The 22,336-nt window shown below is 67.8% G+C and carries 27 protein-coding genes; 22 read left to right on the plus strand and 5 right to left on the minus strand.

The features are described 5' to 3' along the window. Both ACU0BR_RS02560 and ACU0BR_RS02565 read right to left on the minus strand, forming a co-directional pair. Nucleotides 1–441: ATP-binding cassette domain-containing protein (locus ACU0BR_RS02560; RefSeq protein ID WP_446155277.1), on the minus strand; the 441-nt coding region annotated here is incomplete at its 3' end. Further along, nucleotides 438–1,214: a FadR/GntR family transcriptional regulator gene (locus ACU0BR_RS02565; protein ID WP_446155278.1), complete on the minus strand. Its 777-nt coding sequence runs from the start codon at nucleotides 1,212–1,214 to the stop codon at nucleotides 438–440. The genes ACU0BR_RS02560 and ACU0BR_RS02565, both read right to left, overlap by 4 nt. 381 nt (nucleotides 1,215–1,595) lie before the next feature. On the opposite strand from ACU0BR_RS02565, the gene ACU0BR_RS02570 reads away from it, so the two are divergent. The 20 genes from ACU0BR_RS02570 to ACU0BR_RS02665 all read left to right on the plus strand — a co-directional run bounded on the left by ACU0BR_RS02570 (nucleotide 1,596) and on the right by ACU0BR_RS02665 (nucleotide 17,211). After that, nucleotides 1,596–2,642 (plus strand): GSU2403 family nucleotidyltransferase fold protein, encoded by a 1,047-nt coding sequence (locus ACU0BR_RS02570; RefSeq protein WP_446155279.1) that lies wholly within the window; start codon nucleotides 1,596–1,598, stop codon nucleotides 2,640–2,642. A 358-nt stretch (nucleotides 2,643–3,000) separates the two neighbouring features. After that, nucleotides 3,001–4,131, plus strand: coding sequence for a sodium:calcium antiporter (locus ACU0BR_RS02575; RefSeq protein ID WP_446155280.1), 1,131 nt, complete (start codon nucleotides 3,001–3,003; stop codon nucleotides 4,129–4,131). Between the two features lie 137 nt (nucleotides 4,132–4,268). Next, on the plus strand, nucleotides 4,269–4,694 hold the full coding sequence (locus ACU0BR_RS02580) for a hypothetical protein (protein WP_446155281.1): 426 nt from the start codon (nucleotides 4,269–4,271) through the stop codon (nucleotides 4,692–4,694). A 97-nt stretch (nucleotides 4,695–4,791) separates the two neighbouring features. Continuing rightward, nucleotides 4,792–5,832 (plus strand): WD40/YVTN/BNR-like repeat-containing protein, encoded by a 1,041-nt coding sequence (locus ACU0BR_RS02585; protein ID WP_446155282.1) that lies wholly within the window; start codon nucleotides 4,792–4,794, stop codon nucleotides 5,830–5,832. 1 nt (nucleotide 5,833) lies between these two features. Further along, nucleotides 5,834–6,388, plus strand: coding sequence for a DUF411 domain-containing protein (locus ACU0BR_RS02590; protein ID WP_446155283.1), 555 nt, complete (start codon nucleotides 5,834–5,836; stop codon nucleotides 6,386–6,388). A gap of 7 nt (nucleotides 6,389–6,395) precedes the next feature. After that, nucleotides 6,396–6,527 (plus strand): hypothetical protein, encoded by a 132-nt coding sequence (locus ACU0BR_RS02595; protein WP_446155284.1) that lies wholly within the window; start codon nucleotides 6,396–6,398, stop codon nucleotides 6,525–6,527. A 14-nt stretch (nucleotides 6,528–6,541) separates the two neighbouring features. Beyond that, nucleotides 6,542–7,060 carry a c-type cytochrome gene (locus tag ACU0BR_RS02600; RefSeq protein WP_446155285.1) on the plus strand — a complete coding sequence of 173 codons (519 nt, stop codon included), beginning with the start codon at nucleotides 6,542–6,544 and terminating at the stop codon, nucleotides 7,058–7,060. Next, nucleotides 7,057–7,638, plus strand: a complete 582-nt coding sequence (locus ACU0BR_RS02605) for a DsbE family thiol:disulfide interchange protein (protein ID WP_446155286.1) — start codon at nucleotides 7,057–7,059, stop codon at nucleotides 7,636–7,638. The genes ACU0BR_RS02600 and ACU0BR_RS02605 overlap by 4 nt, the downstream gene beginning before the upstream one ends. A gap of 8 nt (nucleotides 7,639–7,646) precedes the next feature. Next, a complete protein-coding gene (locus ACU0BR_RS02610; protein WP_446155287.1) occupies nucleotides 7,647–8,189 on the plus strand; it encodes a TlpA disulfide reductase family protein in 543 nt (180 codons plus the stop codon). Further along, on the plus strand, nucleotides 8,186–8,455 hold the full coding sequence (locus tag ACU0BR_RS02615) for a hypothetical protein (protein WP_446155288.1): 270 nt from the start codon (nucleotides 8,186–8,188) through the stop codon (nucleotides 8,453–8,455). Before ACU0BR_RS02610 ends, ACU0BR_RS02615 begins: the two co-directional genes overlap by 4 nt. Before the next feature lie 23 nt (nucleotides 8,456–8,478). After that, complete coding sequence (locus tag ACU0BR_RS02620) at nucleotides 8,479–9,012, plus strand: hypothetical protein (RefSeq protein ID WP_446155289.1); 534 nt, start codon at nucleotides 8,479–8,481, stop codon at nucleotides 9,010–9,012. Between the two features lie 55 nt (nucleotides 9,013–9,067). Beyond that, nucleotides 9,068–9,715 carry an SCO family protein gene (locus ACU0BR_RS02625; protein ID WP_446155290.1) on the plus strand — a complete coding sequence of 216 codons (648 nt, stop codon included), beginning with the start codon at nucleotides 9,068–9,070 and terminating at the stop codon, nucleotides 9,713–9,715. Beyond that, nucleotides 9,715–10,170 (plus strand): copper chaperone PCu(A)C, encoded by a 456-nt coding sequence (locus ACU0BR_RS02630; RefSeq protein WP_446155291.1) that lies wholly within the window; start codon nucleotides 9,715–9,717, stop codon nucleotides 10,168–10,170. Before ACU0BR_RS02625 ends, ACU0BR_RS02630 begins: the two co-directional genes overlap by 1 nt. Nucleotides 10,171–10,791: 621 nt before the next feature. After that, nucleotides 10,792–11,376: an HPF/RaiA family ribosome-associated protein gene (locus tag ACU0BR_RS02635; RefSeq protein WP_446155292.1), complete on the plus strand. Its 585-nt coding sequence runs from the start codon at nucleotides 10,792–10,794 to the stop codon at nucleotides 11,374–11,376. Between the two features lie 169 nt (nucleotides 11,377–11,545). Continuing rightward, on the plus strand, nucleotides 11,546–12,379 hold the full coding sequence (locus ACU0BR_RS02640) for a ZIP family metal transporter (protein ID WP_446155293.1): 834 nt from the start codon (nucleotides 11,546–11,548) through the stop codon (nucleotides 12,377–12,379). A 187-nt stretch (nucleotides 12,380–12,566) separates the two neighbouring features. Then, nucleotides 12,567–13,223: a pyroglutamyl-peptidase I family protein gene (locus ACU0BR_RS02645; RefSeq protein WP_446155294.1), complete on the plus strand. Its 657-nt coding sequence runs from the start codon at nucleotides 12,567–12,569 to the stop codon at nucleotides 13,221–13,223. Beyond that, nucleotides 13,216–14,304: an ABC transporter ATP-binding protein gene (locus ACU0BR_RS02650; protein ID WP_446155295.1), complete on the plus strand. Its 1,089-nt coding sequence runs from the start codon at nucleotides 13,216–13,218 to the stop codon at nucleotides 14,302–14,304. Before ACU0BR_RS02645 ends, ACU0BR_RS02650 begins: the two co-directional genes overlap by 8 nt. A gap of 41 nt (nucleotides 14,305–14,345) precedes the next feature. Next, on the plus strand, nucleotides 14,346–15,530 hold the full coding sequence (locus ACU0BR_RS02655; RefSeq protein ID WP_446155296.1) for an ABC transporter substrate-binding protein: 1,185 nt from the start codon (nucleotides 14,346–14,348) through the stop codon (nucleotides 15,528–15,530). After that, the gene (locus tag ACU0BR_RS02660; protein ID WP_446155297.1) at nucleotides 15,527–16,435 is read left to right on the plus strand and encodes an ABC transporter permease; all 909 of its coding nucleotides are present in this window, start codon (nucleotides 15,527–15,529) and stop codon (nucleotides 16,433–16,435) included. The genes ACU0BR_RS02655 and ACU0BR_RS02660 overlap by 4 nt, the downstream gene beginning before the upstream one ends. Further along, nucleotides 16,432–17,211 carry an ABC transporter permease gene (locus tag ACU0BR_RS02665; RefSeq protein ID WP_446155298.1) on the plus strand — a complete coding sequence of 260 codons (780 nt, stop codon included), beginning with the start codon at nucleotides 16,432–16,434 and terminating at the stop codon, nucleotides 17,209–17,211. The genes ACU0BR_RS02660 and ACU0BR_RS02665 overlap by 4 nt, the downstream gene beginning before the upstream one ends. A gap of 89 nt (nucleotides 17,212–17,300) precedes the next feature. On the opposite strand, the gene ACU0BR_RS02670 is transcribed toward ACU0BR_RS02665, so the two are convergent. After that, a complete protein-coding gene (locus ACU0BR_RS02670) occupies nucleotides 17,301–17,864 on the minus strand; it encodes a winged helix DNA-binding protein (protein ID WP_446155299.1) in 564 nt (187 codons plus the stop codon). Between the two features lie 83 nt (nucleotides 17,865–17,947). Here ACU0BR_RS02670 and ACU0BR_RS02675 point away from each other — a divergent pair, with 83 nt between their 5' ends. Next, entirely contained in the window at nucleotides 17,948–19,762 is a 1,815-nt protein-coding gene (locus ACU0BR_RS02675; RefSeq protein ID WP_446155300.1) for a 5-oxoprolinase subunit B/C family protein, read from the plus strand. Then, nucleotides 19,759–20,538, plus strand: coding sequence for a LamB/YcsF family protein (locus ACU0BR_RS02680; RefSeq protein WP_446155301.1), 780 nt, complete (start codon nucleotides 19,759–19,761; stop codon nucleotides 20,536–20,538). Before ACU0BR_RS02675 ends, ACU0BR_RS02680 begins: the two co-directional genes overlap by 4 nt. 36 nt (nucleotides 20,539–20,574) lie before the next feature. On the opposite strand, the gene ACU0BR_RS02685 is transcribed toward ACU0BR_RS02680, so the two are convergent. Next, complete coding sequence (locus tag ACU0BR_RS02685; RefSeq protein ID WP_446155302.1) at nucleotides 20,575–21,174, minus strand: ANTAR domain-containing response regulator; 600 nt, start codon at nucleotides 21,172–21,174, stop codon at nucleotides 20,575–20,577. After that, nucleotides 21,167–22,327, minus strand: a complete 1,161-nt coding sequence (locus ACU0BR_RS02690; RefSeq protein ID WP_446155303.1) for a transporter substrate-binding domain-containing protein — start codon at nucleotides 22,325–22,327, stop codon at nucleotides 21,167–21,169. Before ACU0BR_RS02690 ends, ACU0BR_RS02685 begins: the two co-directional genes overlap by 8 nt. Nucleotides 22,328–22,336 lie beyond the last annotated feature (9 nt).

Genomic DNA, 22,336 nt, shown 5'->3' on the forward strand with positions numbered 1-22,336 from the left:
CGCGCCGACCATCCCGAGCAGCCGTTCGGCCTCCCGGCGCTGCGCGGCGCGGTCGATCACGCCGAATGTCCCGCGGATCTCGCTGCCCAGAAAGATGTTCTCGGCCGCGGTCAGATCCGGCACCAGCGCGAAATCCTGATAGATCACGCTGATCCCCGCCGCGATGGCCTCGGCGGTGGAGCCGAAGGACACCTGCTCGCCCTCCAGAAAGACCGCGCCCCCGTCGGCCTGATAAAGGCTCGAGACGATCTTGATCAGCGTCGATTTTCCCGCCCCGTTCGCGCCCAGCAGCGCGTGGACCTCGCCCGGGCGCACATCGAAATCGACATCGTCCAGCGCGACCACACCGGGAAATTCCTTGCGCAGCCCCCTGACCGAAAGCACCGCCGCGCCGTCCACCGCCCCGCCGTCCGGGATCTGCTGTGCAGCCGCGGCGCTCATCGCTTGAGGCTTCCCAGCCGTTCGCGCGACGCGGCGTTGAAGAACCGCTTTTCGACAACGGCCTCCAGATCCGCGACATGGCACGAACATTCGCCCATGTGTCGCGTCATCGCCTCCCGCACCCGCGCCGCATCGCCCGCGCGATAGGCCGCCAGCAGCGCGACATGCGCGTCGCGGTTCTCGCGGTCGATGGTCTGCTGCTGAACCAGATACATCTTCTTGACCGTGACCTGCTGGGCCAGGATCAGATTGAGGAACCGGCAGTTGAACGAATAAAGCGAGTTCGGCGAGCGCCGCGCGATCACGTTGTGGAACTCAAGCTCGTTGAGCCGCTGCATGCGCCGCGCGTCGGGCGTATCCCCCGGGTTGTCGCAGGCATCGATGAGACCCTGCATCGTGACGAGGTCTTCCTGCGTCAGATGACCGACCGCCGAGACCGCCATTTCCGGTTCGATCTGACGGCGCATCGCATAGATCTCCTCGGCCTTGAGATCCTTGAAGTAAAAGTAGTTCCCCAGAAGGTTCGCGGCCGTCTCATAGGGCACCCGCGCCACGACCGCCCCGCCGCTGCGCCCCGCCGAGACCTGAATCAGCCCCTGAACCTCCAGCGCCTTCGGCGCCTCGCGCATGGTCCCGCGGCTGACGCCGAACAGCTCCACCAGATCCTTTTCCTGCGGCAGGCGATCGCCGGGGCGCATCGATTCCGCCATCAGCCACCATTTCACACGGTCGACGATCTGATCGGAAAGCTTCTGCCGCGCCAGTGGTTCCATTCCGTCCCGCACTTCTGCCTCAATATCCGAATCATTCCTATTATTAATATTATTATAATAATTAATCCAATCCACGGGAAAATGCAGATATCCTGCTAAGTCGCTGACCTTTCGCCCCTCGGCAGTCTCTGCGCGCCTATTAACGCGAAAGACGGCCGGGCTTCGTCGCGCCTGAAATCGACCAGACGTGTCGATTCCTCACAGGGCCGACGCACCTTTCCGCATTTCGACAGCAAATCTGTCCGACCCTTCCGATGCGCGGATGCGCTGACATCCCGAAGCAACTTTCGAGAGGAGGATGAAGAGAAAACGCTTCTCTAAGCACTTGAATGACATATATTTGGTAAAGTCAGACCATATTTTCTTATAAGGTTTACCAAAATGATGTATTTCAGTGAGTTGGATGCAAGATCGGTGCGAGAACGCGTCGACATGGCGCAGATCTGGGAAGCTTGGCTCGAAGCTGAGGCACGGCGCCGCCACAGCTTTGCTGGATATCTCGACTGGGAAGAGCGCAGCGGTCGAGAATACCTCTATAGCCGCAAGAAAGGCGTGGTAAGGTCCGTTGGTCGCCGGTCTCCGGAGACCGAGCGGGTCCGCGACGCCTTCCACGCCGGTCGGGAGAAGAATGCGGCTCGGCTCGCCCAGCTCGGCGGGGAGATGAACCGCCAGGCCGCCGTTCTGCGCACATTGGGGCTCGGACGCCTGCCGGTGCCGGCGGCGCGCATCCTGCGAGCCATACGGCTTGCAGCGCCCGCCGCCACCACACGAGTGATCGGAACCAATGCCTTATATGTCTACGAGGCGATGGCGGGGGTAATGTTCAATGCAGCAAGCACGGCGACCGGCGACATTGACATCCTCGTTGACGATCGCAATCGACTGAAGATCCTAACCGAAGATCATGAGAAACCGGGCCTCGCGAGCCTGATCCACCGTGAGGTGGATAGGAGTTTCCGGCCGCGCGGACCACGGGACTTCCGACTAACCAACAATGAGGGCTACATGGTAGAATTCGTTCGCCCGGAACCGCGGCCGATTTACCGGAACATGCCTGGGGTGGCCTCCCTGGCGGAAGGCGATGTTGAGCCGGCACCGATCGGCGGGTTGCAATGGCTCGTCAATGCGCCCTTGGTTGAGACGGTGGTGATCGACGAGCGCGGCTTCCCAACCCCGATGCGTGCGGCAGATCCCCGCTTCTGGGCTGCCCACAAATTCTGGCTGGCAGAGCGCGAAGACCGGGACCCACAGAAGAAGATCCGCGACCGCCAGCAGGCGCTCGTCCTTATCGATCTCATCGCTTCGAAGCTGCCGCAACTCAGCCTGCACGGGGAATTCAAGAGCATGCTGCCGGGTGCCCTGCGGCCTTTGTTCGAAGCGGCCCTTGAGCGGGAGGCGAATTCGGCGCAAAGCTCACCGGACTGGTAGGCGGATGTAAGCGGCCAGCACAGGGTCTTTAAGTCGAATCAGTAATTTATTTGACCGCTTTCCTTGGTGGATAAGCGGATAATTGAATGATGCGTCAAGCGTGCCCTCCCCCGCCGCCTGCCCGCGCAGCGCGCGCCCCGCGCCACCGGGACGCCAGGAACCGGCCCAACCCGCGGGAGTTGGGCTGAAACCGCGTGCCCGCCTGGTCACCCCGCCCCGCCAGAACCGCCAACCCGCCAAACCACCAATCCGCCAAACCACCAATCCAAAGGACGATCGCGATGCGGCCCCGAATTCCCGACGCCCCCGGCAAGCGCCGGTCCGACGCCCGCGGCCGCCGGTCTTGCCGGGCTTGCCGGTGTTGCCCTTGCTCCTGCCGGTGCCGCGACTGCCGGGGACCTCGGGGGCACCACGGCGCAACCGCGGCCTGTGGCACGGGGCGGTGATGGGCCTGTTCGAGCTCTCCTCCTGGCCGCTCTGGGCGGTCATCGGCGTCTTCGCGGGCTCGGCGCTGGCCATCGGGCTGGCGGGGGTGCGGCTGTCGCGCGTGGCCGATGCGCTGGCCGACCGGACCGGCATGGGCGAAATCGTGGCCGGCGCGCTTTTCGTGGGCGCCGCGACGTCGCTGCCCGGCGCGATCACCTCGGTGACGACGGCGGTGCAGGACGCGCCGGGGCTCGCCATCGGCAACGCGCTCGGCGGGCTGACCGCGCAGACCAGCTTCATCGCGGTGGCCGATCTGTTCTACCGCCGCGCCAACCTCGAACATGCGGCCGCCAGCGCCACCGGGCTGGCGCAGGGCCTGCTGCTGTGCGCCTTGCTGACCCTGCCGCTGATCGCCGCGTCGGAACCGCAGGCGACGGTCTGGGGCGTCCACCCCGCATCGCTGCTGATCCCGGTGGTCTATGGTTTCGGCCTGATGCTGCTGCGCCGGATCGCGCGCGAACCGATGTGGCAGCCGGTGGACACCTCCGAAACCCGTGAGGAGCTGTCCGACCCGCCCGAGCAGGACGAGGCCCCCGACGACCGCACCCTCTGGCTGAGCTTTCTGCTTTGCGCGGGCATCACCGCGGCGGCGGGCTTTGCCATCGGCGAGGCCAGCGTCGCGCTGGTGCAGAAGACCGAACTGTCGGAATCGGTCGTCGGCACCGTGTTCTCGGCCGTCGCCAATTCCCTGCCCGAGCTCGTCACCGCGATCGCCGCCGTCAGGATCGGCGCGGTCAGCCTGGCCGTGGGCGACGTGATCGGCGGCAATGCCTTCGAGGTGATGTTCCTCTGCGCGGCCGATTTCGCCTATGACGGCTCGATCTACGGGGCCTTCACCTCGCAGGACCGCACGACCGCGCTGGTCGCGCTGCTGATGACCGCCACGATCCTGTTGGGGATGGTGCGCCGCCAAAGACACGGCGTGGCCTCCATAGGTTTCGAAAGCGCGATCGTGCTGGTCCTTTACGCAGGCTCCACCGGGCTGCTGTTCCTGCCGTCCTGACGGGCCTGCCGAATTGCGGCATTTGCGCGCGGACAACCCTCGAAACATGGCGGGTGTTCGCCGAGCTCCGCAAATGGTGATGGCCGCGCGCAGGCCGCAGGCTCGACAAAACCACGCGAAACGCCTAGAGCGGATTCATGCTCCTGATGGTCCGCCTTGCCGCCCTCTGCCTTTCGCTTGCCCTTCTGGGCGGGCTGGTCCTGCACGACCTGGCGGGCGCGAAACTCACCATCGACATGGCCCGCGCCGCAGCACCCGCGCCGGTCTCCATGTCGGGACCGGACCTTGCCCCGACTGTGACCCCGGCCCCGGCTCTGACCATAGCGGCGCCCGAGGGCGCGGCGCTGCGGGCAGACGACTGCGCGGCCTGTGGGGCCGGTGACCCCGCCGCGCTGACCTGCAACTGGGACTGCACCGCGCCTGTCTTCTCCACCGAAAGCCTTCCGCTGCCGGTCGCGGTGACGCTGCATACCTCGCTCGTCGCGATGCCGGGCGATATGGCTCTGGCGGGGCTCGATCCGGGGGCCGACCCCTTTCCCCCGCGAAACATCTTCCTGAGCTGACCTGCCGCGCCGCGAGGTGACGGCCGGGTCCCGCCGTGCGCGTCCTGTCCAGGCCCGCGCGCGATCTATGCCTTCGTCACTTTCAGGACTTTCTCGCATGACCATCCCCTCACCGCGCGCGCCCTCGCGCCGACGCTTTCTGGGCGGCGCCTCCGCCACGCTCGGCGCGACGCTGGCCCTGCCCCGGGCCGTCTTGGCCGCCGCCGATACCTTGCCGCCCCCCGTGGCCCCGCTGGCGCTCGCCTTCGACGGCGACGCGATCGTTGCAGCCACCGGCGGCGCGGAACCCGCCCTTTGGCGCCATACATCAAAGGGCGCCACGCGCCTGCCCGACACGGTCTTTTCCGACACGGTCTTTCCCGACACGGTCTTTCCCGACACGGGCGGTCCCGACACGGGGGGCTCGATCACCGCGCTCTCGACCCACCCGGCGCGCCAGGGCACGCTTTTCGCCGCGTTCGGGACGGAAGCGGGCGGCAGGACCAACGGCCTGCGCCGCAGCCGCGATGGCGGCCAAACCTGGACCAAGGCAGACACGGGCCTGCCCGACACGCCGATCACAGGGCTGACCATCGCCGCCCTAGAACCCGACATGCTCTATGCCGCGCTGGCGGGCGATGGTCTCTGGCGCAGCCAGGACGCGGGCGAAAGCTGGGAACTGGTCATGGACCGGCCCTACCTAGACGGCGCGGAGCACGACGTGCTCAGCCTCGTGTCGGTGGGCAATGCCACGGGCATGGGCGGGATCTGGCTCTACGGCGGAACCGCGGCGGGGCTGAGCCGCGTACCCGACTGCTTCTGCCGCTGGCAGGACGTGACACCCGGCAACGCGATGGACGCGCTGGTGGCCGGCAACTCGCCCCCGCCCACCACACCGCTTCCCGCGGACGAGCCGGTCACGAACCTCGCCCTCGCCCCCGACACGCCAAAGCGCCTTTACGCCGGGCTGCAAAGCGGCCTCTGGTCGTCGGATGACGCGGGCGTGAATTGGGCGCTCGCCTCGGCCGGGGCCATCGGCGCGCTGGCCGTCGACCCGGCCGACCCGCTGCATCTTGCCGCCGCCCGCGACGGCGGCCTGTCGATCAGCCGCGACGGCGGCACCAGCTGGACCTCCTCAACCTCGATCAAGGACCTTTGACATGAACACCAAATTCACCCTGGGCGCGGCGGCGGCCCTCGCGGCCGCAGGCCTCCTCGGCGTCGCAACCCTCGGCATGGCCCAGGACGACGCCCCCACCACGGGAACCGCCACGGCCACCGTCACGGATGCGACGACGCAAACCACCACCGCCGGCAACGCGGCCGAAAAGACGGGCATCTCCGTCCCCGCCGATCGCCGGATGACCATCTGGCGCGACCCGAACTGCGGCTGCTGCGACGCCTATGCCGACTACATGGAAGGCGAGGGCTATCAGATCACCCGCATCGACGACCGCGATTTCGACAAGACCTCGATCTCCGTCGGCGTGCCGAAGGAAGGGCTGGGCTGTCACCTGGCCAAGGTCGACGGCTATTTCGTCAGCGGCCTCGTGCCCGCCGAAATCGTCCAGCGCCTGACGCGCGAGCGGCCCGACGTCATCGGCATCACCCTGCCCGGCATGCCCCGGAATGCCCCCGGCATGGCCGGCAAGAGCGGCACGCTCAAGACCTACGCCTTCGCCGACGACGGCGTCACCGTCTATTCCAATGAATGAGTGCCCGATGGCTGATATGATGAGCGGACCGATGATGGCCGCGACGATGGGTTTCGGGGGCCTGCTGCTGATCCTCGTCGTGGTCGTTCTGGTGCTGAGCCTGCTCGCACTGATCAAATATTTGCGGAGACCGGCATGAACGGGACACAAGGCATGAAACGCGGCCTCCTGGCGGGGCTGACCGGCGCGGCCACCCTCGCCGTCGCGGTGGCGGCGGCGGGTCTGTGGCAAGGCGCGCGGGCGGGCAATGCGCCCAACGAGGGCAATGAAGGCACCGATATCTCGGGGCTGACGATCCTCGGTGCGCCGGTGGACGCGCAGATGATCGCCCTGGGCGGGGACATCTATTCCGAGAATTGCGCCGCCTGCCACGGCGCCAAGCTGGAGGGCCAGCCCGACTGGAAACGGCGGCTGGACAACGGCCGCATGCCTGCCCCGCCCCATGACGAGACCGGCCATACCTGGCATCACGCCGACCGGCAGCTCTTCACCATCACCAAACTCGGCGTGGGCGCGGTCGTGCCCGGCTACGAAAGCGACATGCCCGCCTTCGACGGCGTGCTGAGCGATGCCGAGATCACCGCGGTGCTGGCCTACATCAAAAGCACCTGGCCCGAACGCGAACGCGGCTTCCAGGCGGAGGTGACGGCCGCCGACGAGGGCGGGTCATGACCGGCGGCGAGGATACGGCGCCGCGGCGCCTGCGCCTGTCGTCGGTCCTCCTGGTGCTGCCGGCGGGGCTTTTCGCCGCGCTCGCCGGGGCGTTCCTCTGGGGGCTGCTCTATACCGACGACGACCTGCCCAGCACGATGATCGGGCGGCCGGTGCCGGAGTTCGATCTGCCGCCGCTCGAAGGGCGGACCAACGGGCTGTCCACGGCGGACCTGCGCGGCGAGGTGTCCATCGTGAACGTCTGGGCCTCGTGGTGCGTGCCCTGCCGGGTGGAAATGCCGCTGCTGGTCGAGCTGGCGAAATCCGGCACGGTGCCGATCAACGGCATCAACTACAAGGACAGCCCCGACGCGGCCCTCGGGTTCCTCGCCGAACTGGGCGATCCCTACACGCGCGACGGCGCCGATCGCGCCGGGCGCGCGTCGATCGACTGGGGGGTCTACGGGCTGCCCGAAACCTTCGTGATCGATGCCAAGGGGCGCATCGCCTACAAACATGTCGGCCCGTTCGACAAGCAATCGCTGGACGAGGACATCCTGCCGGTGGTGCGCAGGCTCCAGGCGGAGGCCCGACAATGAAGCCGACAATGAGGCGGCGCGGATTCCTCGGCGGCGCGATGGCGCTGGGGGCGGGCCCCGCCCTGGCCCGCCCCGCGATGGCCGAACCCGTGATGCCCGAACATGAAGCGCCGCGCCCGCTGCTCTCGCCCGCGTTCAAGGATGACGCGGGGCGCGCGCTCACGCTGTCCGATTTCCGGGGCCGCACCGTGCTGCTCAACGTCTGGGCCACCTGGTGCGTGCCCTGCCGCGAGGAAATGCCGACCCTCGACCGGCTCGAGCGGCGGCTCGGCGGGCCGGGTTTCAAGGTGCTCGCCCTGTCGATCGACCGGGCGGGGGTGCAGGCCGTGCGGCCCTTTTTCGCCGAGATCGGCATCCGCAACCTCGACATCTACCTCGCCGACCAGGCGCGCACGATGCTGGCCTTCGGGGTGATCGGCCTGCCCACCACGATCCTGATCGACCCGGCCGGCCGCGAGATCGCGCGCCGCGTCGGCCCCGCCGAATGGGACAGTCCGGCCGCGGTTTCCCAGTTCGAACGTCTCATCGCGAAAGGAAGGTCCGGCCAATGACCGAAACCGCACAATCCACCGGCGCACCGCGCCCGTTCCGCCTGCCCGCCCGGCGGCAGCTCTTCATGCTGGCGGGCTTTGCTGCCGTCTCGGCGGGGGCGTTTTTCAACTGGAACTGGCTGACCGCCGTGGGCGCGGCGCCGCTGATCCTTGCCTTTGCCCCCTGCGCCGCCATGTGTGCCTTGGGGATGTGCATGCGCGGCGGCGGTTCCGCCGACTGTGCCAAGAACGATCCGGCGGCAAAGCCGGACGCGACCAGCGACTGAACCTCAACCGAAAAGGACATGACATGACCTACAAGACCAACATCGCGACCGCCGCACTGATCGGCGCATTGATGGCGACCTCCGGCGCTTATGCCCAGACCGCCGGGACCGCGACGCCCGATTCCACGAAGTCCGAAGCCACGGCCCCCGACGCGGCAACCGTGGGCACCGCGATGCCCAACGGCGCCATGCAGAACAACGGAATGGCAAACGGATCCATGCCGAACGGGGCGATGCCGAACGGGGCGGGCAACATGCCGATGGCCGGTGGCCAGCAGATGCACGGCGGCGCCAAGGGCGACAAGAACGGCATGAAAGGCATGAACGGCATGAAAGGCATGGGCAACATGCAGGGCATGGGCGACATGCAGGGCATGCAGGGCATGATGATGATGATGATGATGTCGCATATGACCCAGATGATGAACGCCTGCTCCGAAATGATGGAGTCCATGCACGGGCAGATGAAAGGCGGCCACATGAACGGCGCCCGCCCCGCACCCGGAACCGCGCCGGGGACTGACCTTGGGGCCGAACCCGAGGCAAACGAAGGTTGACCCCCTTGTCCGCCCGTCCGAAACGGCGGGCGGACACCCCGAAGAAAGGCATCCCATGACCCGGATCACCCCGCGCCACCGACGGTTCCGCATCGTCCTGTGGACCGGCACACTCGCCGCCGCCATCCTCGCGCTCGGCCTCGTCACGCTGCGCATGGGCGCGGCCCCGCCCGCGCCGCAGACCGCCTCTACCGGCGAGGCCGCGATCCGCTCCGAATTCTCGCTGATCGACCACCGGGGCCAGCCGGTCACCCAGGACGATTACACCGGGCGCTGGCAGCTGGTGTTCTTCGGCTACACCAATTGCCCCGACATCTGCCCGACGACGCTGGCCTACATGGCCTCCGTGCTCGATACCCTCGGGCCGCGCGCCGATCGCCTCGCGCCGCTATTCGTGACGGTCGATCCAGAGCGCGATACGCCCGAGGTTCTGAAGGAATATGTCGCGGCCTTTCATCCCAGACTGACAGGGCTGACCGGCACCGAGGCGCAGGTCGCCGCCGCCGCCGAATCCTTCAAGGTCTTTTACGAACGGCGCGAGGAAGAGAGCGCCCCGGACGGCTACCTGATGGCGCACGCGGGGCATATCTATCTGATGCGTCCCGACGGTAGCTTTGACGCCGTTTTCCAGGAAGGCGATCAACCGCCCGAGGCCTTGGCCAATGAAATAACCGCACGTATCGCCAAGGAAGCTAAGACCTGATGTTCCGCCCTGTTATGATCGCCGCGCTGTTGTCGACCGCGCCCGCCCTTTCCACACCCGCCCTGGCCGAGGTCACCGTGACCGCCCCCTGGGCCCGCGCGAGCATCCTCGCCTCGCGTCCCGCGGCCGTCTACCTGACCCTCAGCGCCGACCCCGGCGACAGGCTGCTGTCGCTAAGTACCCCGCTCGCGGAAAAGGCGATGGTCCATACGGTCGAAACCGGCGCGGACGGCATCGCCCGCATGAGCCCGATGCAAGACCTTCCGCTTGCCGCGGGGGTGGCGGTGACGATGGCGCCGGGCGGCATGCACATCATGCTGACCGGGTTAAGCCGCAAACTGGTCGAGGGCGAGAGCTTTCCGCTGACCCTGACCTTCGAGGACGCCGGGACCATGACATTGCAGGTGCCGGTACAGGGCATCGCCGCCAAGGCCCCGCCGGAAACAGCGCACTGACGGCGGGCAAACGGACCCCGGCCTGTTCGAGCGGTGGTTCGGCTGGCTGCGGTGACGCCCCCGCCCGCCCTTTCCGCCCGCGCGGGCAGGGCTAGGTTGAACCGCAGTCAACTCGAAAAAGGAGCGATGGCATGATGAACGGCAGCATGGGCTTCGGCATGGGGATCTGGTGGCTGCTCGGCCTTGTGATCCTCGCGCTCGTGATCGCGGCGCTGATCAAATACCTCCGCAAGTAACGGGCAGCCAACGCGACCCCCTCACCGCCCTGCCCTCACCGCCCCGGCCCCGGCGAACCTCACGGGGCCAGCCCCCGACCCGGCGCGCGCGCTTCGATGCCGCGCGCCGCACTCCGGCCCGCGCGCCGCTGTCCCTTCCCGAAACAATGCGCACCACCCCCCTCCCAACCTCGGGACGATTGCCCCCGCGAGGTGTTGATTCCCTGGCTGCGACGCAGATTCCGGGCACCGGAATTTTCGGCGAAACGGCGGGCGCCAAGAGGGCGCGTGCCGCAAACCGGCATCTCGGCCCGTCCGGCCCGGCCGGTCCGGCGGGGGCACCCTTCCCCGGCCCGGGGCCTTCGGCGGCGCAGCGAAACGGCAGAGCATAGAGAGGAACCTGTCAATGGACACCCCCCTGGAAATCGCCTGGCACGACGTCGAGAAATCCGAGCAGCTCGAAACCCGCATCCGGGCGCGCGTGGACAAGCTTCACCGCTATTTCAGCCATATCACCAGCTGCCACATCGTGGTCGAGCGCCCGCACCGTTCCCAGCATCACGGCAAGGAATTCCACCTGCGCATCGAGGTCCGGGTGCCCGAGCATGAGATCGTGATCAGCGGCGATCCCGGCGACCGGCGCGATCACTTCGACCCCAACCTTGCCGTGCGCGACGCCTTCGACGCGATGGAACGGCGGCTGGAGGCGCATTCGCAAAAGATCCGCGGCAACATCAAGACGCTGAGCGGCCCGCCGCAGGCCATCGTGGTGCGCAAGTTCGACGGCTACGGCTTTGCCCGGATGAGCGACGGCCAGGAGATCTATTTCGCGCCGAACGCGGTGCTGAACGAAGGGTTCGACGCCCTCTCGGTCGGCGCGCCGGTGGAACTGACGGTCGCCGAGGGCGAGGGCGCGATGGGTCCGCAGGCGTCCATGGTCCGCCCGATCAGCGCCGTCAGCCTCGAAGCGGAGCGCCGCGAGGAGGTCTGAACGCCCCTGCCCGCCGAACGGCGCCGCGCGCCCGGACCGCCCCCGCACCCCCCCGGGCTGCCCCGTGCCCCGGGCAGGCGACGGGCAGGCCCCCGATCAGCGCCCCGGGCAGCCCCCCCGGCAGCCCCCGGGCGCGCGGCGTCCCACCGTCCCACCACAGGAGAGTCGCTTGGAAAATCTTTGGCTTCTGATCGGGCTGGCGCTGCTGCCCGGTCTGGGAAATCTCGCGGGCGGCATGGTGGCGGAATTCATCGAGACCACGCCGCGCCTGCTCAACCTCGCGCTGCACGCGGCCTCCGGCATCGTGATCGGCGTGGTGGCGATCGAACTCATCCCCGAGGCGCTGGACACCCTGGCCGGGTGGTGGATCGCGGCGGCCTTCGCGGCGGGCGGCGCGGCCTATGTCGGCGTGGACAGCCTGTTGCGGCGCAAGACCCCCGCGCCCGACAAGACCGACACGCCCGACAATGGCGAGGGGCGCAGCGCGATGTGGATGATCTACGTCGCCGTCGCGGTGGATCTGACCGGCGACGGGCTGATGATCGGCTCGGGCTCGGCGGTGGGCGCCTCGCTCGCCATCGTCCTCGCCGCGGGGCAGGTGCTGGCCGATTTCCCCGAAGGCTATTCCGTCGTCGCCAACATGCGCGAAAAGCAGGTCCCGCGCGGCAGGCGCATCGCCGTCTCGCTCTCCTTTCCGGTCTATTGTCTGATCGCCGCGCTCGGGGCGTGGCTTTTGCTGCGCGACGCGCCCGACGCCGCCAAAAGCGCCGCGCTGGTCTTCGTCGCGGGCCTGCTGAGCGTGGCCGCCGTGGAGGACATGATCGAAGAAGCGCATGAGGCGGCGGAGGACAACGCCAGATCGCTGCTCGCCTTCGTCGGCGGCTTCGCCCTCTTCGCGCTGGTCTCGGCCGGGCTCGAATCGATCGTCGGCGGCAACGACGGCGCCGCCGACGCGGGCCGCCCCCCCGCCCGAAGCCAGGCCGCCGCACCGCAGACGCGGTGAACGCCCGGCCCTGCGACGACACCCCCCGCAACGACACCCCCACGACGACAGGATCCCTGTGCCCGCAGGCCCCGGGCCCACACCGGCTCACCAAGGGGAAAGCCACGGATGCCCGCCCATTCCAGATATTGACAATTTGTCGGCAAATTGTTTACGTTTGTTGCGAGGGTGAGGTGGAAGGCAGGATATGAGCATACTCGTGACCGGATTTGAGGCCTACGGCGGCCGCAGCAGCAACCCTGCCGCGCAGCTGGCCACGGCGCTGGACGACGCGGTCATCGGCGGTCACCGCGTGACCGGCCGCCTTCTTCCGGTGGATCTGGCGGCCGTGACGCGTGAAATTCCGGCCCTGCTCGACGAGACATCCGCCGACATCGTGCTCGCCTTCGGGCTCTGGCCGGGCGAGGCCGTGCTGCGGCTGGAACAGGTCGCGGTCAATCATTCCCGCTTCGAGCTGCGCGACGCGAGCGGTGTCAAAAGCCTCGGACCGGTTCGCGAAGACGGCGCGCAAGCCTATCTGACGGGGCTGCCGCTCGACGCGATGCAGCGCACACTGCGGGCCGCGGCGATCCCCTGCCGCATATCGGGCACCGCGGGCGGCTACCTGTGCAACGCGCTGTTTTATCTGCTGTCGGACGAATGCGCCCGACGCGGGCACGGGCGCGCGGGTTTCATGCACCTGCCCTATCTGCCCGAACAGGTCGCGGCCCTTCTGGACGAGCTCGAGACCCGCGAGGAGCTGGAGCAGCATCAGCGCGCCGACCTCGCCTCGATGAGCCTGGAGACGATGGAACGCGGCGCCCGCCTGGCCCTCGCCTGCGCGGTGGAGAATATCCATGAGTGACAATGTCATCCTGTCCCTTCGCAACATCCGCAAACGCTACGGCGCGGCGCGCCCGGCGGATGATTTCTCGATCGACATCCTGCGCGGGGAATTCTTCAGCATGCTCGGCCCCAGCGGGTCCGGCAAATCCACCATCCTGCGGATGATCGCGGGGCTCGAACACCCCGATTCCGGCGAGATCCGCATCAACGGCGCAGATGTCACGAATGTGCCCCCGTGGGAACGGCATCTGGGGATGGTCTTTCAGCAATACGCGATCTTTCCGCATCTTGATGTAGCGGGCAACGTGGGCTACGGGCTGCGCCGGTCCGGCCTCGACCGCGCTGCCCGGGCCGACCGCGTGTCGGAGCTTCTGAACCTGGTCGGGCTGAAGGGTTTCGAGACGCGCCGCGTCACCCAGCTTTCCGGCGGCGAGCAGCAGCGCGTCGCGATCGCGCGGGGGCTGGCGCCGGGGCCGGATATCCTCCTGCTGGACGAACCCCTGTCGGCCCTCGACGAAAAGATCCGCCGCGAAATGCAGGCGGAACTGCGGTCGATCCAGCAGCGCACCGGCACGACCTTCATCTACGTCACCCACGATCAGGAAGAGGCCCTGACCATGAGCGACCGCATCGCGGTGCTCAATCAGGGCCGTTATGTCCAGTGCGGCGCCCCCGAGCAGATCTTCCGGGCCCCCGCCACGCCCTTCGTGGCCCGGTTCTTCCGCGGCTCGAACCTTCTGGACGCGCAGGTGAGCGCCGCCGCCGACGGCCGGCGCGATGTCGCCATCTGCGACCGGCGGATCGCGCTTGCGGACAACGGGCGCCCCGCCGACGCGGGCCAGATCGCGGTGCGCGGCGAGGCGATCCTCATGGGTCCCGCCGCGGCGACCGCGGACCTGACGCTTGAGGCCACGGTGGTCAGCTCGACCTACCGCGGCCTCTACACCAGCACCGATCTGCGCCTGCCCGACGGGCAGGTGATGACGGCGACGCAAAGCGGGGGACAACCGCTCGACGTCGGCGCGCGGGTCGCGGTCGGAATGCAGGCGGGGGATATCATCCTGCTTGATGCCGATCACGCGGCACCGGGCGCAAATTAACCACGTTCAACAGATTTTCTTCAGAAAACAGGGAGACGACAATGTTCAAGACACAGCTGGATCGCCGGGCATTTCTGCGCGGCAGCGCGGCAACCGCGGGCACAATCGCCGCGCCGGGCCTCATCGGTCTTACCGGCTTGGGCGGCCGCGCCTTCGCCCAGACCCCGGCAGAGGTGACCATGGCGGACATCGGCGTCGGCGATCCGGGCGACTGGAGCCGTTTCACCGAAGCCACCGGCGACACCGTCAACCTCGTGGCGATCGGCAACACGCCCTCGGCGGTGGTCAACCAGCTGGTGGCGGGCGGCGGCCGGACGGCCTTCGATATCATCAACATCGTCGGCGGAATGCAAAAGCCCCTCGCCACCGAAAAGCTGATCAGCGAAATCGATACCAGCCGGCTGAGCAACTGGGACAAGAACAGCTACATCTCCGAATATCTGTCCGAGGGCACCCCCGGTTTCGACTTCATCGGCTATGACGGCCGGATCTACGGCGTGCCGACCGTGCTTCAGGCCGACAGCTTTGCCTATCTTCCCGATCAAACGGGCGAGCTCGACAGCTACGCCGCGCTTTTCGATCCCAAGTTCCGCGGCTACGTCTCGATCGAGGACAACTACACCACCGCGGGCCAGAAAACCGCGCTCTACCTCAAGAAAAGCGGCATGGCGGATATCGCCGACCCCGCCGACATGACCCCGGGCGAGCTGAAGACCGTCATCGATTTCCTCATCGAAAAGAAAAAGGAAGGCCAGTTCCGCGTGATCTGGTCCAGCTTCGAGCAAGCGGTGAACCTTCTGGTCAACCAGGAAGTGCATGTCATGGACTGCTGGGAACCGATGGTCTTCGTCGCCAACCAGAAGGGCGCGAACGTGAAATACGCCGCCCCCAAGGAGGGCTACCTGCTCTGGGCCATGGCGGCCTATCTGGTCAACAACCCCGAGCGCAGCGAAGAGCAGACCAAGGCCGCCTATGCCCTGCTCGATTTCATGCTGGGGCCGTGGTACGGCGCGACCATCACCCAAAGCCGCGGCTACATGACCAATCCGCAGGCGGCCGAATTCGCCGCCCAGAGCGATCTGTTCGACGCCGAGGCGGCCAAGCGGATCGCAGCCATCGACGCGGGCGTGAAGGACCGCTTCGCCTTTGGCGGAACCTGGCAGAACCGCTGGCCCACCGAGGTCGACCTCTACGAAGAGGAATGGCAACGGTTCAAGGCGGCATGAGCCGAACACCTGCCTCTGAGATGCGCGCGGCGCCGGGATTTTCGACCCCGGCGCTGCTGCGCATGGCTGCGGTCGCCGGGCCGGTGGTGCTGGTCGCCGTGCTGATCCTCGGGCCGCTGTCGCTGATGGCGGTCGTCAGCTTCTGGACCAAGAGCGGCTTTTCGATGAAGCCGGATTTCTCCTTCAAGGCGTATGAGACCTTCCTCGGCGGGGTCCGCTTCTCGATCTTCCTGCGCAGCCTCTGGGTGGCGGTCAGCTCCACCGCGATCATGCTGCTTGTCGCCTATCCGCTGGCCTATTTCATCGCCCGGCATGTCCGCGCCGACGCGGTACGCAGCGTGCTGTTCCTGTTCTCGGTGCCGTTCCTGGTCAATTATATCCTGCGCACCTTCGCCTGGGCCGACATCCTGGGCCGGACCGGCTGGATCAACCGCGCCGTGGTCGCGAGCGGTCTCTCCGACAGACCGCTGGACTGGCTGCTCTACAGCGATTTCGCGGTCTATCTGGGATTGGTCACGGCCTACATGCCGTTCATGATCTTTCCGATCTGGCTGTCCCTGTCGGGGATCGACCGGCGCTTCGAGGAAGCCAGCTGGATGCTGGGCGAAGGTCCCTGGCGCAGCTTCTGGCACGTCACCCTGCCGCTGTCGCTGCCCGGCGTGTTCGCCGCGGCGATCTTCGGCTTTGTCGGGGCCTTCGGCGAATTCGCGATTTCCACGGTGCTGGGCGGAACCGGGTATCAACTGCTCGGCAATTCGATCACCAGCGCGCTCAACGTCATCAACTATCCCCTGGCCGCCGCGATGTCGACCTTCACCGTGGCCGTGATGGCGGTTCTGCTGATCCTGTGGTTCCGGTTCTTCGATGTCAGGCTGTTTCTGGGCAAGATTATGGGCCGCACATGAACGACACCCGACGAAATTCGACCTTGCGGCGCAGCGTGATGTGGGGCTTCGTCCTGCTGAGCCTGATCTTCCTCTACGCGCCGCTGCTGCCGCCGGTGATCCGGTCGCTGGATGGCACCGGCGGCCCCTTTTCCGCCTATGGCGCGATCCTGTCCGATGCCGTCCTGCTGGAAGGCATCGCCAACACCGCGCTCGTCGGCCTGCTCGTCGCGATCATAGCGCCCGCGCTGGCCCTTGCACTGGCGCAGGCGCTGCGCGCCTGGCGCCGCCCGCGCCTGATCCTGGCGCTGGTCATGCTGCCGCTGTTCGTGCCGGGCGTGTCCATGGGCGTCGCGACGGCGCTGTTCTTCCGCGTCCTGGGGCTGGATGCGTCGATCGCCTCCATGGTTCTGGTGCAGGTGCTCTGGGCCCTGCCCTTCGCCACGCTGGTGATCGTGACCGTCATGGCCGGCTTCGACCATGTCTACCTGGAAGCCGCCTATGTGCTGGGCGCGAACCGCAGGCGCGCCTTTCTCGAGGTCGAGTTGCCGCAGATCTGGCCGGGCCTGATGGGCGCGGCGGTCTTCTCGCTCATCCTGTCGTTCAACGAGACGGTGCGCACCTCGATCGTCCAGGGCGGCGAAAACACGGTGCAAACCTACCTGTGGTCGCAATATCAGCAGGTCGGGCTCAGCCCGCCGCTCTATGCGCTGATGACGCTGCTCATCGTGCTGACGCTGGTGCTGGTCGCCCTGCTCGCGCTGCTCGACCGCCGGAAAGGCGCCGCGGATCGATGAACGCGCCGTTCGCACCCCCGGCGACCCGGCCGCCCCGGCTGCCCGCGCGCGCGCGCAGGGCCGACGGCCCCTCAGCTCGGCACGGCCCCTCAGGTCGAAGAGGCCGCGCGCGCCGCCTGATCGTAAAACCCCGACAGCCCGCGCAGCACCGTGGCGATCCGGCGCAGCTCATCGGGATCGCTTTCCAGCGAGCGGACCGTGTCCAGCAGGCAGCGTTCGCGCAGCTCGGCATAGGCGGTGCAGACGCGCCGGCCCTCCTCGGTCGCCATGTAGAACCGTTCCTTGCCGCGCCGCTCGCCCTGCACCAATCCGCTGCGCACCAGCTTTTTCAGCGCGTAGTTGACGGTGTGCTGATCCTCGATGTTCAGCACGAAGGCCACATCCGTCATCCGCTTCGCGCGGCCGCGATGGTTGACGTTATGCAGCACCAGAATGTCGAGCGGGTTGAAATCCGAATGCCCGGTCACCGCCGACATGCAGCGGGTCATCCAGCGGCTGAAGGCGTTATAGGCGACGATCAGACCGTATTCATACTCGGACACCTGCCAGCCGCCGGACTGCGCCAGATGCTCGGACGATACGATCATGGATTTCTCGCCCGGCATCATGCGGGACACTTCGTCGATCAGGGAAAGGCGGGGTGTGTCGGTCATGCAGTACCTTGCAGCTGTTCTGTTCCGGCAGCGCCACCATGCACCGCCCCCCCGCGAAAGACCAGCAGCCAGGAGGGCCGCACATGAAGGTCCTGGCGGTCCGCCCGCTGGCCGACAGCGCGGTGACCTTCGATCTCGACGACAGGCCCGGTGCCCGCGCCGCCGCGTGCGTCCATGCCGCCGTGGCCGCGATCCGCGCCGCGGCCCGTGCGGGCGCGCTGGATGAGGGCATCGAACCCGTCGCCGCCTTCGCCAGCGTGACGGTGCACTACGACCCCTTGCGGACCGCGCAGTCCGAGCTTGTCGCGACCGTCCTCGCGCGGCTGCGCGACGCCCGGCCCGAAACCCGCGCCGCGGGGCGGCTCTGGCGGCTGCCGTGCTGTTACGACGGGCCGCACGGGGCCGATCTCGAGGATCTGTCCGCGCGTCTCGGCCTCACGCGCGCGGCCATCGTCGAGGCGCATGAGCGCTGTGATTTCAACGTCTTCGCCATCGGGTTCCTGCCGGGGCTGCCGTTCATGGGCGAATTGCCCGACGCGCTGTCGCTGCCGCGCCGCGACAGCCCGCGCCAGCGGGTTCCCGCAGGCGCCGTCGCCATCGCCAAGGGGCTGTGCGTGATCTACCCCGGCGCCAGCCCCGGCGGGTGGCATATCGTCGGCCATTGCCCGGTGCCGCTGTTCGATGCGGCGCGCCCCTCGCCCGCCTTGCTCGCGCCGGGCGACCGGGTCGCCTTCGCCCGGGTGAGCGAGGCCCGCCACGTCGAGATCGCCGCCGCCCTGGACGCGGGCGAATGGCCCCGACGCCTTCCTCGACCAACGGGGCGCGCGATGAGCGCCCTCGTCGTGCTGGACCCCGGCGCCCGCACGCTGGTGCAGGACCTGGGCTTTCGCGGCGGGCGGGACCGCGGCGTGCCGCGCTCGGGCGTGCTGGACCGCGACGGGCTTTACCTGCTGAACCGGCTGCTCGGCAATCCGCCGGGAACGGCCGCGCTGGAAATCGCCGTGACCTCGCCGCGTTTCCGGGTCGAGGACGGCCCGGTCCGCATCGCCTGCGGCGCGGGGCTGTCGGGCCACCTGCGGCGCGGCGCCGAGCGGATCGCGCTGCCCGAATGGGGGGCCGCGACCCTCCACGAGGGGGACGAGCTTTTTCTGGACCCGCCCGCACGCGGCGGCACGGGTCTGCTGGCGATCGAGGGCGGGCTGGACGTGGCGCCGATCTTCGGCAGCCGCTCGACGCTGCTGGCCTGCGCCATCGGCGGGCTGGACGGCCGCCCGCTGCGCCGGGGCGACCGGCTGAAGGTGACGCCGCCGCGCGACGCGGGCAAGGCCGCATGGCGGCTGCCGGTTCCGCCCGCGGCACCCGCGCCGATCCGCGTCGTGCCAGGCCCGCAGACCGAATGGTTCACCGACGCCGCGATGCAGGCCTTCCTCGGCGCCGCCTGGCAGGTGACGCCCGCGCTCGACAGGATGGGGATGCGCCTGGCCGGCCCCCTGCTGGCGCATGACGCCGCACGCGGCGCCGACATCGTGTCGGACGGCGCCGTGCCGGGCGCGATCCAGGTCCCCGCCGAAGGCCGGCCGATCGTGCTGCTGGCGGATGCGCAGACCACGGGCGGATACCCCAAGATCGCGACCGTCATCTCCGCCGATCTGTCGCGCGTGGCCAGATCGGTGCCGGGCGACACGATCGAATTCCGCGCGGTCAGCGTCGCCGAGGCCGAGGCCGCCGCCCGCGCCCACGCCCGCGCATTGCAAACCCTCGCGCAGGCGGCCGAAGAGACCCCCGCCACCCTTTCCGAGGCGCTTTACAGATCCAACCTGGTGTCGGGCGGCGTGGATGCCCGCCACCCCGACCATTTCCCCGGCCATCTGGGTGCGGGCGAGAAAGGCAGACGATGACCAAGATGAACCTCAACGCCGACATGGCCGAAAGCTGGGGGCCCTATACCATCGGCGCCGACGAGGCGCTGCTGGACATCGTGGGCAGCGCCAACATCGCCTGCGGCGCCCACGCGGGCGAGCCGCGCATCATGGACGCCACCTTGCAGGCCGCGTTCCGGCAAGGCGTGTCGGTCGGCGCGCACCCGGGCTATCGCGACCTCAGGAACTTCGGGCGGGTGCCGATGGACCTGCCGCCCGAGGTGCTGCGCGCCGAGCTGTGGAGCCAGATCGGCGCGCTCTGCGCCCTCGGCAAGGTCCGGGGCTGGCCGGTCACCCATGTCAAGCCGCATGGGGCGCTCAACAACCAGGCCGGCAGCGACCCGGACCTCGCCCGCACGATCGCCGAGACCATCGCCGCCTATGACAGCGAGCTGATCCTGCTCGCGCCGATCCTGTCGCCCCTGGCCGAGGCCGGAAAGGCCGCCGGATTGCCCGTCGCGCTGGAGGTCTTCGCCGACCGCAGCTATGAACCCGACGGCCAGCTGACGCCGCGCAGCCTGCCCGGCGCGGTGCTGCACGATGTGGACGCGGTGCGGCGCCACCTGCGCCTCATGCTCGAAGAGGGCGCGATCCTGTGCCGCGACGGCACCCGGCTAGAGGCGACATTCCACAGCATCTGCGTCCATGGCGACGGCCCCGCGGCGCTCGCCATCGCGAAGACCGCGCGCCAGTGCATCCTCGACGCCGGGCGCACCCCCGCGCCGCTGCCGCAGGTTCTGGACCCGCAGGGCTGACGCGCCCCCTCGCCCGGTCCCCGTCACACCGCGCCGTCACTCGTCCCCGAGATTGCTCAGAATGCTCGCCGCGTTGATGATAGACTGGGCGATCTCGGTTGTGGTGATGCGCTTGGCCATGGCCTGCTTGCGCACCAGATCATAGGCCGCGCGCTCGTCGATGCCACGATGGCGCATCAGGATGAATTTCGCCTCGTTGACCTTCTGCACGTTTTCCAGCCGGTCGCGCAGCTTGCCCAGATCCTTCTTGAAGCGGCACTGCTCCGTCCAATAGCGCCGCCCCATCACGATACTGCCCAGCACCCCCGCCGCACGCAGCGGCTTGACCAGCATCGCATGGGCGCCGATATCGAAAAGCAGCTGCAGCACGGACGGGTTTTCATAGGCGACGAGCGCGATCACCGTCGGCGGCAGATCGCGGCTCGAAAGAAAGGCGCTCAGCTCGCTCGCCGACTGGTCGGTGACATCCAGGAAAACCACGTCGAACTTGCCCGGAAGGGTCTTTTGCAACGGCCACATGTGGTCGTAGCTGCACCCGATCCGGTGCACCTGCTGCAGCAGCTCGTCGGCGATCCGGTCTCTCGGATGCACGAGCAGGACATGGAGGTCCCGCAGATCCTGAAGCAGATCATTCACCGGCCGCCACGACTTTCTGCGTGCGCAGGCTCCAATCGTGGATCGCCGGCGACACAAGATAGGGATCGGGCTTCACCGGCCGCCGCACCTTGTTCTTGATGACGAATTCACCGCGCTGGTCGACCGTGGCGATGCGGGACTGCAAATAGGTGTGGTTGTTGTCGGGATCGATCTTGACCTGCCCCTGGGGCGCGTCGAAACTTCGGCCCAGCAGGGCCTCGTGAAGCGCTTCGGTATCCATCTCTCCGGTCTCCTCCAGGGCGGCCGCGAACAGGTGAACCTGGGTGTAGGCCGCCTCGCAGCAGCTGGTGACATCCGAGATCCTGCCGAACTTGGCGGCGTAGGATTTCAAGAATAACCTGTTGGCGGCTGAATTTATCGAACGGAAATAAGGGGCTGCGGTAATATGCCCCACTGCGGCCCTGGCGCCGATGGCGGCGATCTCGGCCTCGTTCGTGGTCAGGCTGGCGATCGGCATCACCCGCCCGTCGCCGCCCGCGGCAAGAAACGCACGGTAGAAATTGATGCACCCCTGCCCCACCACGGTCGAGAAAATCGCGTCCGGCTGCACCTGCATGATCCGCGCCACCACCGGCGCGAAATCCGCCTCGCTCGCGTCGAGCGAGATATATTCCTCGCCCAGAACCTCGCCGCCACCCTGCCGCAGCACATTGCGCATCACCCGATTCGATTCGCGCGGATAGATGTAATCGGATCCGATGAAGAAAATCCGCTTGCCGTAGGTGCTCATCAGGTAATTGGCCAGCGGCACGCTGTTCTGGTTGGGACAGGCCCCGCCGTAGATGACGTTGGGCGAGTATTCGAACCCCTCGTAGAGCGTGCCGTAAAAGAACAGCGCGTTGCGCCGCTCCACGACCGGCAGCACCTCCTTGCGGGCCGAGGACATGTAGCAGCCGAAAATCACGCCGATCTTGTCCTCGACGATAAGTTGTTCGGCCAGCTGCCCGTAGCGCGCCACGACCGACCCCGGATCGTAGCTGACGGGCTCCAGCGGGCGGCCGCGCACGCCCCCGGCCGCGTTGATCTCGTCAATCGCGAGCAGCGCGCCGTTCAACTGGGATTGCTCGATGATCGACGTCACGCCCGTTGTCGAGAAAAGCAGCCCCACCCGCCAGGATTTCGAAGTTTCCACTAGATCCGC

Source organism: Brevirhabdus sp. (assembly GCF_052826345.1).